Source organism: Pseudomonadota bacterium (genome assembly GCA_023229365.1).
GTDB lineage: Bacteria > Myxococcota_A > Polyangia > JAAYKL01 > JAAYKL01 > JALNZK01.
On record JALNZK010000050.1, the window covers coordinates 1 to 14395 of the forward strand.

Here is a 14395-nt window from a genome sequence, read left to right on the forward strand (position 1 = left end):
TCGTATCATTCCCACAAGCACATTCAAACGCGAGAACCCCGCCCTCCGCCTTCGAAGGCGCAAGACAACCTCTCACATAAACGCCGTTCTCTTTGATCGCCGAATCATAATGAAAATTGATCAGATCGATCTCCGGATGATCGGAATCACTCCACGCCGTCGCCAATCTTTCATCACAATTTGAACAATAAAATCCGTATTTCTTCATCGACGGATCGATCGCCGGACATTCTCCGTCTCCCATCGCAACAAACTTTTCACATTTATTACACTTTGAGATTCCGGGTCTGCTCATCTTATTATCAAAATATTTACACCCGAACGAACATAAAAGAGGTTGACACGGAACCGGAGGATTCAAAAGATGATCAACTTTTTTTAATTGATCTTTCAATGTTTGGATTTCTTCTTCCATCTGTGCTTTATTCACATTTCCCTCCGTTATGGCGCAACGACATCATCTCCGCCAACTGTCGCCGTTCCGACGACCGCATAAGATTGAATCGTTTCTTCCTTTAATAATAGCTTAAAAGTAGCGGTATTGGCAAGTTTTTCCATCTTCACAATACTCATCGAATATGTCTCCGCCGTGATATCGTCCTCAACTGTGACCAAATCCCCGACTTGTAGATACGGAATTTCCTTCGCCTCGACATCATAACTTTTATTCGGATCCTTGAATGAGAAGATTAATGAATCAGCCATCGTCCTCGCATAATCCGGAGATTGAATATAGTCGTTTCGAATTTCGTGAATCTGATATCCATAATCATCGATTGAAGTTTGAGCGTCCGCGTCCTCTGTCTCATAAACAATTTCCCTTGAAATCTTCGCCGGAGTTCCCCACAAAACCAACTCCGTGAGATAAACCTGTTGCGTATAGGCGTTCGCGAGAATAATGTGAGCAACATTTCCTCCTAAAACCTCAAAGGTTGTGACTGTGACGCTACTCGTTCGATCTGTTCCCGTTGAATCTTCAAAATCGTTCGCCTTAAAATATGATCCATCCGTCGCCACTCCATCGGGTTCGTAGATCGTAGGACACGGAAGATCTCCGAAATCGTCTTGAATCGTCGCGAATAACTCAATCGATCCACTCGCCGGAATAGAATCCGCCGAATCTTTTTGCCATATTCTTTGATTCACTTGAACTTCACGCGGATTCGCGATCACTCGAACTTTATTGATGACAGAAACGGGTTCGAGATTCGCCTTGACGATCGCGTTGTCATAAGTGAAAGTATATCGGCTTGTCGCATTTTGAGAGAGATGGTATCGATTCTCAAATCTGATAATCCCTTCTTCGTCAACATACAAAATCCCATTTTCCGCTTCGCATATATTTCGGATCACATCCAACGCTTTATCGCTTTTCTTGATCTGAACGAACGGAATATAATTCGCCGAATCCTCTAGTATAAATTGATTCGCCGAAAGACCGCATTCCAAGAGAACCGCCGAAATAACCTCATCTCCCCACTTATTGACGAGAAGAGATCCCGCCAACTCAAACCCTTCAATATAATCCAAAATATCCAACGCCGTGATCGTCGTCGTCATCTCATCAAGATCGTGTTTAGGTGGATCCGTTCTTCCCACAAATTGAGGGATTACTTTGTCGTTGAATCCGGAAAATATTTTGATGAATCTTCGGGGTTTTAGGTCAAGAAATCTCTTCGTGATATTATTTAAAACGACCGACGCCCTTGACTTAACCACTCCGACCAACGGAAAACCGGATTCTCTCGAATACTCGAATGAATTCACATAATCGCTTTCATCTGTATATAAATATTTATCCCATTCCGTTATCGCGTCATAATTCCCCTTAACGATCGCATTACTTCCGACCTGTGATGTTCCGACAATCGCAAAAATAGCACTCGAATTATAAGTATTATCCCACGCGATCATTACCTTGTGAGAAACTTGAACGCTCGGACTTTCGACCGCGTTTTGAAATTCTGTTGTGACTGTCTGCATTAATTACCTCTTTACGACTTCTTCAATAATAACGCTTGATGAAGTGATCGTTCCGCCTTGACTGTTATCATCGCCCAACGCGACCAAAACTTGAATCCCGTTCGCCGTCGCCCATCTATCAGTATAATTAAAAGTGAGAGTTCTCCCCGCATTGAGAGCAGAAACCAAAAACGCGTCGATCTCATCATACTTCGTCCGATCCATATTCTTGAAATTCAACTCATAGATATATTTTCGATAATTAATCCGCTCAAACGCCGTTCCGTTTTTAGTTCTCGCCGATACTTTATCCCAAAGATTCCTTCGAACAACTCCGACATCCGGATGTTCAAGAGTGAGGACATTACTTGCCGAATCTGTGATTGTAGGTTTCGCCATATTACACCTTCTTCGTTATTAAACTCAAACCCTTTGCGTTGAATACTCGCTCCGCCTTCTTGACCATTCCTTCCGCGAAATTATCATAGGCAAGTTCTGATCCGACGAAAACTCCTTTATTCGACGCGTCGATAAATAACTGAACGGGTTGAGAATTGACCATATCGCCGGAAACCGACACATTTGGAAGATTATTCGCTTGTTTTCTCAACTCATCGACCGATCCGTTGAGGTTTTTCCCTGTGACCTCCGCTTGATCCTCAATAGCAAATAACGCCTTTTCAATATAAGACGGAGAATGAATCCCAAGACCATTCTTGAACGAATTCCAAAGACCGGACGCGAAATCTCCCGCACTCTTTGCCGCTTTTGGTATCAGATTCTTGATTGAATCAACCGCACTATTGAAAGCGTTAGTGACCGCATTCGGGATTCCGTTGATAAAATCCATAATCCCGTTCCAAATCCCTTTACCAAAGTCAACCGCACTATTATATGCGCTCTTCCCCGCATTTGAGACCCTCTCCGGCACTTTTAGAAGCCAGTTGTATATCTGAACCGGAAGATCCGTAAAGAACCATATAACGCCGTTTATACCCGCCAAAACGAGATCATACATTATCCTCATTGAACGACCGATCCAAAAAGCGATAGTATTCGGAAGATTCGTGAGAAATTCCGCAATCTTTCCGGGGAGATCTAAAAACCATTGATGAATCGCTTTCACGCCATCGATGACACCTTTAACGAAATTACTGATCCCTGTGATAAGCCAAGTGATCGCATTAAAAAGAAATGTAACCGCTTTATAAATCGCTATGATCGAAACATATAAAGCAACTCCTAAAATAACCGCCAAAACCTTTAAAATAGGAATTAATATCGGTCCGAGAACTTGCCACATTCTAACAAAAGCAGGAAATAATTCCTCGATAATAACTTTCCATATATTTTTAATCGCCGGAAGAATATAAGTTTGAAAAATATTCCACATCTCTCGGAGAACGGGCATTAATGAATTTTGAACCCACGGAACGATCTCGCTCTTCGTGAATTCCGCCACCGCTTTGACCACATCCCCGATCGTTTTAATTATATTCCCAAAAAAAGATTCGATTTCCGCCCGATGATCTGATAACCAAGTATAAAGGAAAGTTGCTCCCTCTTTTAGATAGAAAAACATCCCGCCCTTTTTAACTTCTCCGTCATCTCCGATCCCGACAATTGTTCTCGCGAGAGATCCGATCGTATCTTTAACATTCGAGACAACTCCATCAAAAGTGAGAGATTGATTCTTCATCGCATTGAAAAACATTCCGCCCGATGATGTCATCTCCCCCATCGTATCTTCAACATCCTTTAATCCGACCTTACCCGTCGAGACCATCTCGAAAATGTTCGCCTCTGTCGTCTTAAAGTGTTTCGCAAGTGATGAGATGATAGGCACACCGGCGTCCATCGCTATATTCAACGCTTCAAGATCCGCTCGTCCCTTCGCCTTAACTTTACCCAACATCCCGACGAGAGATTCCATCTTATCTTTATTACCCAACGCAATATCGCCCAAGATCTTGAACTTCGGAATAACCTCGTCTTGTGCGTAGCCAAAAGCCAATAATCTTTGAGATCCTTTAACAACATCCGGAAGTTCGAACGGCGTTTCCTTCGCAAATTTAGCGATATCCGTCATCAACGACTTCGCCTTTTCAGCAGATCCGAGCATAGTTTCAAATCCAACTCTTGATTGTTCAAAATCCGAAGCACTTTTAACCGCGAAAACACTTCCCGCGACCGAGGCGGCTGAAACCGCCAAAATACTTTTTTTCGTAAAATCAAGAATATCGGAACCAATGCCCGATAATTTACTCCCGACATTTCCGAGAGCTGATGTCTCGTTCTTGACGGTTTTCATTCCACTTTTAAAATCTGTGATATCCGCCTTGATCGAAGCGACTATTGAACCAACTTCCATTTTATCTCCTTTACGATTGCGCTTCTTCCATCGTTCGCTTTAATCGTATAAATCCCGCTTCATCCAATTCTGTGACTTGCCAATAAGGTTTTGAACCCACGATTCGACCCTTGATTTTTTCGAATAATTGACCAATAACATTTTCGGATTTCTTCGGATCAATCATCCAAACCGGCTTCGGATCCGCAATTATAGTGAGAAGTGAGAGTTCTTCCTCTGATCTCAACGGCTCTATACTTTCGAGATACGCCTCCAAGAGAGGAAGGGACATCCCTTCCATCTCTTCGTGGCTAAAATGGTAGAACCTCGCTAACCTTGCGAAGGGTTCAATAATTTTTTTTTATCAAGATTCTCGTCTTGATCTGTGACGAATTGGAGAAAAGATCGAAGTTGTCCGGGCGTGAAGTTCGCGAATATTTCTTTCGGAATCTCCGGAATCATACCGCAAACAGTTTTCGCGACTACTTCCAAGATCTTGTCAAGGTCATCGTCTTTGATCCCTTTAATCTCTTTTTCCATTTTAGAGATCTTCTTCAATTCCGTCATTTTCGGAACTTTGAATCGAATTTTATTTCCTTCGAACTCAAATTCTTTGAAAGAGAGATCATCTAGGTTTAAGAAATTACTCATTTACGCTCCTTCCCAACGATTATATCGTTGAATCGCCAATCGTAGCGAGGTAGTTTTTATTCGCTTTACTCTCATCAATGAATGCTTGATACTGTGCTTCCATAATTGTTTCGGAATCATTGAATCCAAGTTTGATCTCGCCGATCTGAACTGCTTTCCAAACGATAACATCGAAGGAAATATCACTCGCTTCGCGAGAAACTGGATGAAGAACGAGACGCTGTGCCTCATTTAACAGAGAATAACCGGCTTGACGACCGATCTTCAACGCTGTCTTTCCACCACTTTCGACAAGATCTCCGGATGGAATAACCTTCTTCAAATTTGCGAGAGTATATTCAGCCAAAGGAACCTTGACTTGAAAATCTTCCGCTTTTAATCGCTTATCAACGATCGATCCCCCGTAAAGATCAACAGAGATCTCCGAGAATTCGGGCTTATAAGTGACCTCGACACCGCCTTTTGTGTGTCCTATGTCTGTTCCATTGATTGAAACACTACATATTCCGAGATTGATTTTTGTTGCGTCTGCCATAATTTCCTCCTGTTTTAGCTTTTATATCGCTAATATTATTCTAGCACCTTGAAACGATAGTTGCAAGATATTTCAAAGTTGCCGTTGAGATCTCGACCAATATCTCCCGGCTCCCCCATCGCCTCGATTAATAAAACAACACTCCCACCGGAAAGCGTGATATTTTGCTTTCGATGAAGAATATTTCGAACCAATTCCGCCTTCGTTTTAGCGGTCTCATAATCACTCGCTCTTGATATACATTGAATCGTCGGATCCATAACCGGAAGAAAATTATCGGGTGGAAATCCGCCCGTATCGATCAAAACGAGACAATTTATCGTATCGGCGGGTTGTTCCATCAAAAAGATCGTCTCCGCCTTGACTTCTGACGAATTCGCGATAATATAATCTTCAACTTCTTCAATAAACTTCATTTCGTCGCCTTCCTAACGCTTCCCTCAATTTTATCTTTATATACTTTTGACCTTCTCTTCAACGGATCCTCTAAATATTTACCTTTTCGGCTTTTCTTAAATTTATACTCCGGATGTTCGTGAAGTCGTGCCGCATAAGGCGTGTTATATGAAACTTCAACCTTCATCTCGTTCCCCTTGATTCCAACCTCGCTTGATCGTCCGGATCCGGACAATGTGCCTTTTTCAAACGGAACTTCCTTCGATGATTCGGATAACAGATCATCCCCGCAATCATCCAACGCACCCTTCACGCCCTTGATGACGACTTGTTCCGCTTTACTGAAATTCGCGAGAACTTCATCAATACCTTTAAATGAACTATCCATAAATCAACAACGCCTCTTTATGCGAGACCTCATTGACTAACGATTTAATCGAGATCTGAACAATAATGAACATCTTCCCGTCTTTTTCCAATTTATCTTCATAATCGAGATCTTCATCCGGATCGAGATAAACGATCGCATTCGCCGTGATCGTATTCCCCGATTGATCCTTGACCAACTTCTTCGTCTCACTCCAACGACAATTCACGACCTTTCCTTCCGTATAAGAAGGACGCCCATAATTACTCAAAACCCCCTTTGAGTAAAGAATCGCCGTATCGTTTAAATAATTCTCGATCATTACCAACTCCCGATTTTACTGATATATCCTCCGAGAAGAACCTTCGCCTCAACCGGAATCAAATTAATATCAACCGATTTGTCATAAGTTTCGGAGAGATCTCCAACCGAGAATGACGAAACGCCTTCCGCTTGAAGTTGTAGGCGTGAACTCGTATTCTTACCCTCTAAAATCCATTTAGCAATCTCACATTGAGCGTGTTTAACCTTCAAAGGCACTTGATCGATAATTCTGAATGAAGTTGTATCATCACACGCGACCGAGAAATTTGTGAGAAAATTGATCCGTCCAGTAGATCGAACAAATCCCGAAATCTGACGCTTTTCCCACTTATTCGTTCCCGATAGAACCTCGATCCCGCCATATTTGAATATATCGTCCGGAAACTCAATCCGATTCGCGAGAGAAGAACATATAATATGATCAACACCGCCCGAACTCGCCGTTCCACTCGCAATATCAGATTCCGATCTCGGAAATTTGAGAACTTGAAGATCATCAAACTTCTCCCCGTGAAATCTGAATCGATCAATGATCCTCATCGCCATTTTGAGAACTGACTTTTTATCCGTATCTGTCGCACCGCTCCAAACAGTATCTCCATAATAGAAATCAGAAAAATATTCGTTCGCCTCCGCGAGAGAGACATAACTATTCGCGTTTCGATCGGTAGGTATCGTGTTTAACTCAATCATACTTCCTCCAACGCTTCGATTAATTTCCTCACGGATTCTCTTATATTATATTTTAGCGCATATTCGGAAATCTTTCCACTTTTTTCACGCCATTCTTTCGCGTTCTCATACGCTAATCTCATCTTTTTTCGGAGATCCGGAATATCACATTTAACAAAATTACCGACATCCTCTCGGATATGATCGTATTTCGCCGGAATCAATTCCCAATCAACGCCGATCATAAACTCCGGATTGAAATATTCGGATATTCCGTGAGCATTCGGCACGATCGCAGGGATTCCCGTCGCCATCGCCTCCAAAGGCGTGATCCCGAAACCCTCTCCCCTCGACGGAAAGACAAAACAATCCGCCCGTCCGAGAAGTTTCATCAATTCCTCTTGACTTATCGCCTCATTTATTACTTCGATGTTTTTATATTCATCTAAACAGACGAGATTCTTCCCATAACTCGACGCGACTGTCTTAAATATCATTTTAACCGGCTCGGATTCATCAAATTCCTCTGTGAACGCCGTAAACAGTTCTCTCCACCCTTTTCGTATCGTGAACGCCTCATAATTCAAGAAAGTAAAAATCTCTCGCTGTGGGCGTTCTAAATGGGTAAAAATTTCATCGTTGAATCCCAAATTGATCACTTTCGCGTCAATACCGGACTTTTTGAAGATCTCCGCTCCCCATTTCGTCGGAACGATAACGAGATCATATTGTTTGAGAATCGGAATCCACGAATCCGGAATATGATCCGTCTCGAACATCGTGAAACAAACCCGCTTTTTATTATGACACCATTTGAGATTCGTCGGATATGAATAAACCAAAGAGATATCGCTTTTCTTCTCCTTAAAATCAAATTTATCGACGATCTCAACGCCAAATTCTTTGAAGTATTTGAGAAAAAGATTCTTCGATACCCCGTATCCGTTATTTTCATCCCGAACGGAAATAAATTCTATTTTCATAACGCTCCCTTCTGATAGCGGGAGAGGTTGAAGCGTAGAACCCCTCCCAATATCAGAAGGGGAGATTTCTCTCCCCTTCGTTATACCCTCAATCTAGGTAAGAACTTCAACCGCTAGTTCTGGACGAACGGTTTTAACACCGAACAGAACATCGATAGTCGTGAAGTATCCGCCGTCTTTGTGCTGATAAGAGGTCATAACTCTCAAACCAATCCCGTCGGCATTTACAACTTGACCAACTGTTCCCGTGCCAGGATTCGGAACCCTCAACGGACGAGTGACAAGAGCGAATGCGCCCTTTTGGAAAGCGATGTTATGAGTAGAGATAGGAGAACCTTCGCCTGTCTCTTTAACACCTTGACATTCAAACTGATCGAAACCATATTTGCGTCCAAGTGAACCCTCAACAAGAGCTTCGCCATTTCCGGCAACCCATTGACTATTTGTGAACTTCTCAACCTTCAACAGAGCGGCGGCGTCTTTAGCAGACCAAACCACATATCTGTTTGCGCTAGGAGCTTTGGCGTCCGTAAGAACCTTACGAGCGTCAACTAGGATATCAGCCGTAGCGTCAACCCCTGCAGATCCAACATCGCCAGTTGCTTCGCTATAAAGAGCCAACAGTTGCCCGTCAATCTCTTCTGCGATAACTGAAACACCCTCATTCATCAAGTCCTCTTGATATTGAGGTTTAGCCAAGAAAGCCGCGATATCTTCGATCAAGAAGCCGACATATTTGTGCTGATTCAACACAACATCAACCTTCGCGTCATTCAATTCCTGTGCTTCATACTGACTTCCGCCGGATTTTGTCTTAACTGTAAGACCGGTCATTTTAGTGATTCTGACAGTATCGCCATAAGACGCTACTTCATTATCCCAATCTCTTCGAACGAGACGAGCCATCACTGTGTTGTTTTTTAGGTATTTTAGGGTCAATCCCGCTACAACTACCGGAATACCATCAGCGACATCGGTTTGCTGAATACCTGTGAGAATTTGTTCGTTTGCCATCTTTCCCTCTTTTTCCCGCTTCTATTTATTATTTACTAACTCTTCCTTCCGCGAATGCTAGGGCTATATCCGAGGCGTTCTTCGCGAACACATCTTGATCCTGTGTCTCCGCAAAAGTATATATTCGTTTCCCGTCTGCGGTCTTTCCACCTGTCCCCGCCGGAGCGGAACCCCCTCCGAGAGTTTTGTCCGTTTTACCGAATAGGTAGGGTTTATTTTCCTTCAACTTCGTGATGACATCTTCGATTCCTCGAACGCCATCGTCATCGACTTCAACTTTTGAAAGATCTGCGAGTTTGAATGCGTCCTCAACATTTACGACGCCTTCTTTAATCGCCAATTCCGTGAATGCGCTTCGTTTAGCAGATAATTGAACCTTCCCGCTCATTTCCGCTAATTCCTTCTCCCGCTTTTCAGCCAATTCCTTATATTCATTATTGGCTTTCAATTTCTCCTCATCGTCCTTCTTCTGTTTCTCCTTCAGCTCTTTTAACTGCCGACGGGTTTCCGCGAATTCCGAGTATGGAACGGTTTCGGGTTTTTTAGGTTCTGCCGGATCAACCGGATCTTTTGGGTCTTTCGGATCCACCGGATCTTTTGGATCAACGGGATCTTTCGGATCCACGGGGTCTTTTGGGTCAATAGGGTCTGCCATAACGCCTCCTTGTTTAGTTATAAGTGACTATCTAACGATCTTGATTATCAGCCAAGACCTAACGCTGTTTTTATTATGCGACCATTTGATATTATTTGCAATACTTTTTACTTTGCGAAACCCGAACTCTTCAAATATGATTCCGGAATCTCTTTCGATCTGACCGAATACTTCTTCGTTTGTGACGATTTATCATCAAATTCCGGATGATAAGCAACTGTTCGATGACGACAATTCGGTCCGAAAATATGACGAGACATTCCCTTGATCTGATCGAAGGTCGGATATCCCGCCGTCGCTCCCGTCATTGAATAAACCTTTCCCTCGACGATTCGACAACTCTCGCAAGAAGAGAGATGAGCGGAGATCTGAACGAGATCGTGTCCTCTCTCCAATAACGCGTATTGACCCGCTAAACGCTCAACCTCATTCATCTTCGTCCGAACAAGCATTTCCGCGTAAGTATCAAGTTGCCATCTCTTCCCGCCCTTATCAATGAGAGACGAAACGCCTTGATTCTTTAAAATCTCATTTAATCCATCAACGACCTTCTTTCGTGAAGATCCGGACAACACACCGCTTTGAATCCGATCGACTAACTCTTGACGCTCGACCAAAGAAAAAGTGTTCGTGATATCTTTTCGAACTGTGAGAAGTGAATTCCCGAACGAAGTATAAAGATCATCGCTCATCGCCTTGATTGCCTTTAACTGAACCGGAGATAATTGAACGCCCATCGGTTGAATCCCGAATTTAACCATATCGCTATTCATCGCCGAAACGCCTCTTCGAAACATCTTCGGCATATTGACCTCGATCCACGAACTCGTTTTCTTATCCAACCCGTCGAGAATCCCGAACGCCGTCGCCTTTAATATATTCTTCTCTGCCTGTGTTTTCCCATAAAGATTTTGAACTTGAAGGATTTTCAATAATGAAATATACGCCGATCCATAAATCGCGATCAACCTCGCTATATCCGGATTCTCGTCTTGTGAGGGATCATCTGAAAAAGCCATTTCCCCTCCTATTTCGTCATTTTACCTTTATTCATCGGATCATTTGGATCCATTTTCTTTTTCATCTTCGAATCTTCCGGATTATTGACGATATCCATATTCGGTTCATTCTTCCCGATCTCCGGTGTCAACTTCGCCTCTTCTTCGTCGATTTTCTTTAACTCTGATTCGACATCCTCATCCGATCCGCCATCCAACCTTCTGATTGAAGATTCTTTCGAGGTATTTCCCGCTCTCAATCTGATTTCCTCAATTTGAGCCATTTCCATCGTATCGGCAGGGATTCCATCATTCCACATAATATCCGGAAGAATAGGTTTCGCCACGCCTTCCAACTTTTGAGCCGTGATGATCGCCCAATTCAACGCCTCATCATAATAATTTCGCTTTCGAGAGATCTTCGCAAGAGTTCGAAGCAATCTAAACTTCAACGCTCGACCACTTTCCGCTTGACCGCCCGAATCCATCCCAAAAACAGAAGGAGAGGTCTCGGAGAATAAGAATATGAACTCGACTAATTTATCGATATGCTTGAATGCCGCTTCGAGAGACGCGTCCCAAGTGATATATTCGGGTTTAACCAACCCCTTCGTATCTGACGCCGAAACCTCAAATAATTCGAATGATCCCGTCTTTACTTTACCATCCTCATTGAGAACTCCGGGCGGAACCGCCAATTTCGGATCTGAATGACGATTGAATATATCCGCCGATCGCGTGATTCTGTTATTAATCTCATCAAATAAAGACAAAAGGTCGTTATAATCGGAGATCCCGAAGATCATCGTCGATGTTTTGAAATTCGGGATGATCTTAACCAAGAAATCATCGATATTTGTGACTTCTTCATCCTTTAAATCATCATATAAAACAGATAAATCCACTTGTGACTTTAAAATATCGCCTTCTTTTAACCATAACTCATTTCGGATCTTCCCTTTTTCGTGAATTTCCTTTCGGAGATATGTCTTTCCGTCCGCGATCTTCTCCCAACATAATTGAATCTCTTTCGTATCTTTGACATTATCCGGATCCGTGATCACTTGAACGAGTTGAGGAGAACAATATTCGAATATCGCCTTCCCGTCTGCGTCTCTTCTCAACTTCGCGACAGAATCGCCAAAATAAGAATTTGATAACGCCGATTCATAACTTTGAGTATTGATTTTATTACGAAGAACGAAATCTTGAACTTTATCAACGATTTTTTTATCATCCGTCTTTTTGAACTTAAAATCGACAGGTTCCCCAAAAAGAAGGTCAGCGCTAACCTTTGATATAAGTGCGCCGAAATTACAAACGATATATATGAGAACCTTTTTCTTTTTAAGCATTTCAGCCGAGAATCGAGCAAAAGGGATCGTGTGATTCCCCATAAAGATATCCTCATAAACAGCATATTTTTGAAATCGAGTTCTATCCGCTTCTGTTTGTGGAAATGTTTCCATAACTCCTCCTTTTTAAAAACCTTCTGGCTTACTTTCAAATGCGCGTGTTTTTGGCTTTTCTTGAAGTGCCATCCCGATTGACCAAAATGAATCTCCGTGTCCTTCGGGCGATTCCATCGCCTCCAAATCGTTATCAACCGCGAGGATTTGATTGAATTGGCGGAAATCATCTATTAACTCAATCTCTCGATACTCGACTTCTCCTCTTTCATTTATTTTAGTATTATTCACAAGTTTTTGCAAGGTAGAAGCCATTCCGTTTTTTGTCTTGGTATTGAAAACAACGCCGTGATACTGATGTGACAACTTTCCCTGTTCCTTGAACCCCTCAAATTCTCCTCTTGTATTATCATAATAAAGATGATCGATATTAAAGAATTTGATCGCTTGATCGCAATATTCGACTTGTTTGAAATAATCCCATCCGTCCATAAACTTTTGATGAATCTGTTTCCATCGCTTATCATCTTTATCCCAATAGAAAATGACAAAATGAGACGGATGAACCTTCTTTCCGATATCCAACCCCGCCAACACTTCGGACATTTTCAACCGATTCGCGAGATCTTCCGGAATAAGATCTGATAATGACCAATTTTTGAGATTCGGATTGATCACATTCAACAGATCCTTCTCCTCAAAGAACGAATTCTCTGAATATACCGGCTTACACATATATTCTTGATTGAAGATCTTGACGCCTCTCAACTCTCTCCTTCGGACTAATTCATCGAAATCTCTCCACTCCGGCCATAAAACGATCTTCTTCGCCTCTGATATGATCGCCGGTTGAATCCACACCTTAAATTTCAACTTCATTCTCTTATCAAAGAAAAAGTCCTGCCAAGTTTGAGGCGTTCCAACGATATGACATTCTCCATCAACGAGAGAAGGCATATCCAACAACTCCGTGAATATAATACGATTGATTTTATTGATGATCGTCGGGTTTAACTTATTCTCCGGATCCTTCAACGGGTCATCGATATAAACTCTTCGGCAGTGAATACCACGCTTGAAAGTCAATAAACCCTGCGGATCGATCGTGATATGAGGAAGCGGATTCCCGTGTTCGTCGAGACCCCACGAATAATCCATAATTCCTTCTGCGAGAGGTTTATGATCTATTAATCCCGCATAAAACGGATTTCTCCGGATCAATTCTTTTACTTTCGCGAGATGATACGAACTCATCTCTTGACGATATGAAAAATAATGATTCTCCGAACCTCTGAATGAATCTCTCAACAGATCCCACATAATCTTCGCGTATAATCCCGTTGATTTAAAATGATCCCTAGCGGAGATCCTTGAAGTATATGGAAAATTCTGATAATAAAAACCGACGGCGTTTAAATAATCGCCACCGATAAACGGCTCATATTTATCGAATGATTGAGAGAAAACTTCACGAATGAAGAAGGCAAAATCAAGCGTCGCCCTCAACATTATCTTCGACATTCTCTCCTCCTCCGTCATAGGAGAATTCTCCGGTTGTGTCTGGACTTCCGCCATTAATAACACCCTCTCTTTTTAGATCTTCGACCATCTTCGCGATTTCGACCGGATTGACTTTGAGCGTGAATCCGCCCGTTCCCTCAATAGGTTGCTTCGCTTTACCAAACTCTCTTTCAAGGATAGAATTCGCGGCTCGAACTCGAACATTTCCGTCTCCGGACGCCAACGATAAGATCAACGCCTGTGAAGCAGATTTAACGCCCTTCTTCAAAATCGACTTCGCTTCCTCGATCATTTCATCATTCAAATTCTTCTCGAAATCTTTGTATTCTGTGACCCAAATCCCACCCTTTTGAAAGTATTCGTATAAAACCCGTAGATTGATATTGAACTCGACCGCTAATTCGGTTATTTTCGCTCCTTCGTATTTCAACATAAATAATCGAAACTTATCTTCACCGCTAATCGTTTTATAGTTTTTCGTTTTCTGCGGTGTTTTTGAGCCATTTTGAGCCGTTTTCCCGCCCGTTTTCTTTTTTTCCGTATCTCCGCTCATCTTGA

General features: G+C 42.4%; 18 protein-coding genes. All 18 read right to left on the reverse strand.

The window, feature by feature from the left end; translation table 11 throughout:
* Positions 1-430: hypothetical protein (locus tag M0R80_18295; GenBank protein MCK9461583.1), on the reverse strand; the 430-nt coding region annotated here is incomplete at its 3' end.
* An 11-nt stretch (positions 431-441) separates the two neighbouring features.
* Positions 442-1983 carry a hypothetical protein gene (locus M0R80_18300; GenBank protein ID MCK9461584.1) on the reverse strand — a complete coding sequence of 514 codons (1542 nt, stop codon included), beginning with the start codon at positions 1981-1983 and terminating at the stop codon, positions 442-444.
* Between the two features lie 3 nt (positions 1984-1986).
* Positions 1987-2361 carry a hypothetical protein gene (locus tag M0R80_18305; protein ID MCK9461585.1) on the reverse strand — a complete coding sequence of 125 codons (375 nt, stop codon included), beginning with the start codon at positions 2359-2361 and terminating at the stop codon, positions 1987-1989.
* Position 2362: 1 nt separating this feature from the next.
* A complete protein-coding gene (locus M0R80_18310; protein ID MCK9461586.1) occupies positions 2363-4333 on the reverse strand; it encodes a tape measure protein in 1971 nt (656 codons plus the stop codon).
* Between the two features lie 10 nt (positions 4334-4343).
* Positions 4344-4613, reverse strand: coding sequence for a hypothetical protein (locus M0R80_18315; GenBank protein MCK9461587.1), 270 nt, complete (start codon positions 4611-4613; stop codon positions 4344-4346).
* A 29-nt stretch (positions 4614-4642) separates the two neighbouring features.
* Positions 4643-4963 carry a hypothetical protein gene (locus M0R80_18320; protein MCK9461588.1) on the reverse strand — a complete coding sequence of 107 codons (321 nt, stop codon included), beginning with the start codon at positions 4961-4963 and terminating at the stop codon, positions 4643-4645.
* A gap of 19 nt (positions 4964-4982) precedes the next feature.
* A complete protein-coding gene (locus M0R80_18325) occupies positions 4983-5498 on the reverse strand; it encodes a hypothetical protein (GenBank protein MCK9461589.1) in 516 nt (171 codons plus the stop codon).
* Positions 5499-5533: 35 nt separating this feature from the next.
* Positions 5534-5914, reverse strand: coding sequence for a minor capsid protein (locus M0R80_18330; GenBank protein MCK9461590.1), 381 nt, complete (start codon positions 5912-5914; stop codon positions 5534-5536).
* Positions 5911-6282: an HK97 gp10 family phage protein gene (locus M0R80_18335; GenBank protein ID MCK9461591.1), complete on the reverse strand. Its 372-nt coding sequence runs from the start codon at positions 6280-6282 to the stop codon at positions 5911-5913. The genes M0R80_18330 and M0R80_18335 overlap by 4 nt, the downstream gene beginning before the upstream one ends.
* On the reverse strand, positions 6275-6583 hold the full coding sequence (locus M0R80_18340) for a hypothetical protein (GenBank protein MCK9461592.1): 309 nt from the start codon (positions 6581-6583) through the stop codon (positions 6275-6277). The genes M0R80_18335 and M0R80_18340 overlap by 8 nt, the downstream gene beginning before the upstream one ends.
* Positions 6583-7278, reverse strand: coding sequence for a hypothetical protein (locus tag M0R80_18345; GenBank protein MCK9461593.1), 696 nt, complete (start codon positions 7276-7278; stop codon positions 6583-6585). The genes M0R80_18340 and M0R80_18345 overlap by 1 nt, the downstream gene beginning before the upstream one ends.
* The gene (locus tag M0R80_18350) at positions 7275-8240 is read right to left on the reverse strand and encodes a glycosyltransferase family 4 protein (protein ID MCK9461594.1); all 966 of its coding nucleotides are present in this window, start codon (positions 8238-8240) and stop codon (positions 7275-7277) included. Before M0R80_18350 ends, M0R80_18345 begins: the two co-directional genes overlap by 4 nt.
* Before the next feature lie 93 nt (positions 8241-8333).
* Positions 8334-9254: a hypothetical protein gene (locus M0R80_18355; protein MCK9461595.1), complete on the reverse strand. Its 921-nt coding sequence runs from the start codon at positions 9252-9254 to the stop codon at positions 8334-8336.
* Positions 9255-9282: 28 nt separating this feature from the next.
* Positions 9283-9909, reverse strand: coding sequence for a phage scaffolding protein (locus M0R80_18360; GenBank protein MCK9461596.1), 627 nt, complete (start codon positions 9907-9909; stop codon positions 9283-9285).
* Positions 9910-10016: 107 nt separating this feature from the next.
* Positions 10017-10928, reverse strand: a complete 912-nt coding sequence (locus M0R80_18365) for a phage minor capsid protein (protein ID MCK9461597.1) — start codon at positions 10926-10928, stop codon at positions 10017-10019.
* Between the two features lie 8 nt (positions 10929-10936).
* Complete coding sequence (locus M0R80_18370; protein MCK9461598.1) at positions 10937-12376, reverse strand: phage portal protein; 1440 nt, start codon at positions 12374-12376, stop codon at positions 10937-10939.
* A gap of 12 nt (positions 12377-12388) precedes the next feature.
* Positions 12389-13837, reverse strand: coding sequence for a hypothetical protein (locus M0R80_18375; protein ID MCK9461599.1), 1449 nt, complete (start codon positions 13835-13837; stop codon positions 12389-12391).
* A complete protein-coding gene (locus tag M0R80_18380; protein ID MCK9461600.1) occupies positions 13806-14390 on the reverse strand; it encodes a hypothetical protein in 585 nt (194 codons plus the stop codon). Before M0R80_18380 ends, M0R80_18375 begins: the two co-directional genes overlap by 32 nt.
* Positions 14391-14395 lie beyond the last annotated feature (5 nt).

Excerpts from the sequence above, each read along its gene's own strand:
- M0R80_18300 (MCK9461584.1), bottom strand. The coding sequence starts at position 1,983 with ATGCAGACAGTCACAACAGAATTTCAAAACGCGGTCGAAAGTCCGAGC.
- M0R80_18305 (MCK9461585.1), bottom strand. The coding sequence starts at position 2,361 with ATGGCGAAACCTACAATCACAGATTCGGCAAGTAATGTCCTCACTCTT.
- M0R80_18310 (MCK9461586.1), bottom strand. The coding sequence starts at position 4,333 with ATGGAAGTTGGTTCAATAGTCGCTTCGATCAAGGCGGATATCACAGAT.
- M0R80_18315 (MCK9461587.1), bottom strand. The coding sequence starts at position 4,613 with ATGGAAGGGATGTCCCTTCCTCTCTTGGAGGCGTATCTCGAAAGTATA.
- M0R80_18320 (MCK9461588.1), bottom strand. The coding sequence starts at position 4,963 with ATGAGTAATTTCTTAAACCTAGATGATCTCTCTTTCAAAGAATTTGAG.
- M0R80_18325 (MCK9461589.1), bottom strand. The coding sequence starts at position 5,498 with ATGGCAGACGCAACAAAAATCAATCTCGGAATATGTAGTGTTTCAATC.
- M0R80_18330 (MCK9461590.1), bottom strand. The coding sequence starts at position 5,914 with ATGAAGTTTATTGAAGAAGTTGAAGATTATATTATCGCGAATTCGTCA.
- M0R80_18335 (MCK9461591.1), bottom strand. The coding sequence starts at position 6,282 with ATGGATAGTTCATTTAAAGGTATTGATGAAGTTCTCGCGAATTTCAGT.
- M0R80_18340 (MCK9461592.1), bottom strand. The coding sequence starts at position 6,583 with ATGATCGAGAATTATTTAAACGATACGGCGATTCTTTACTCAAAGGGG.
- M0R80_18345 (MCK9461593.1), bottom strand. The coding sequence starts at position 7,278 with ATGATTGAGTTAAACACGATACCTACCGATCGAAACGCGAATAGTTAT.
- M0R80_18350 (MCK9461594.1), bottom strand. The coding sequence starts at position 8,240 with ATGAAAATAGAATTTATTTCCGTTCGGGATGAAAATAACGGATACGGG.
- M0R80_18355 (MCK9461595.1), bottom strand. The coding sequence starts at position 9,254 with ATGGCAAACGAACAAATTCTCACAGGTATTCAGCAAACCGATGTCGCT.
- M0R80_18360 (MCK9461596.1), bottom strand. The coding sequence starts at position 9,909 with ATGGCAGACCCTATTGACCCAAAAGACCCCGTGGATCCGAAAGATCCC.
- M0R80_18365 (MCK9461597.1), bottom strand. The coding sequence starts at position 10,928 with ATGGCTTTTTCAGATGATCCCTCACAAGACGAGAATCCGGATATAGCG.
- M0R80_18370 (MCK9461598.1), bottom strand. The coding sequence starts at position 12,376 with ATGGAAACATTTCCACAAACAGAAGCGGATAGAACTCGATTTCAAAAA.
- M0R80_18375 (MCK9461599.1), bottom strand. The coding sequence starts at position 13,837 with ATGTCGAAGATAATGTTGAGGGCGACGCTTGATTTTGCCTTCTTCATT.
- M0R80_18380 (MCK9461600.1), bottom strand. The coding sequence starts at position 14,390 with ATGAGCGGAGATACGGAAAAAAAGAAAACGGGCGGGAAAACGGCTCAA.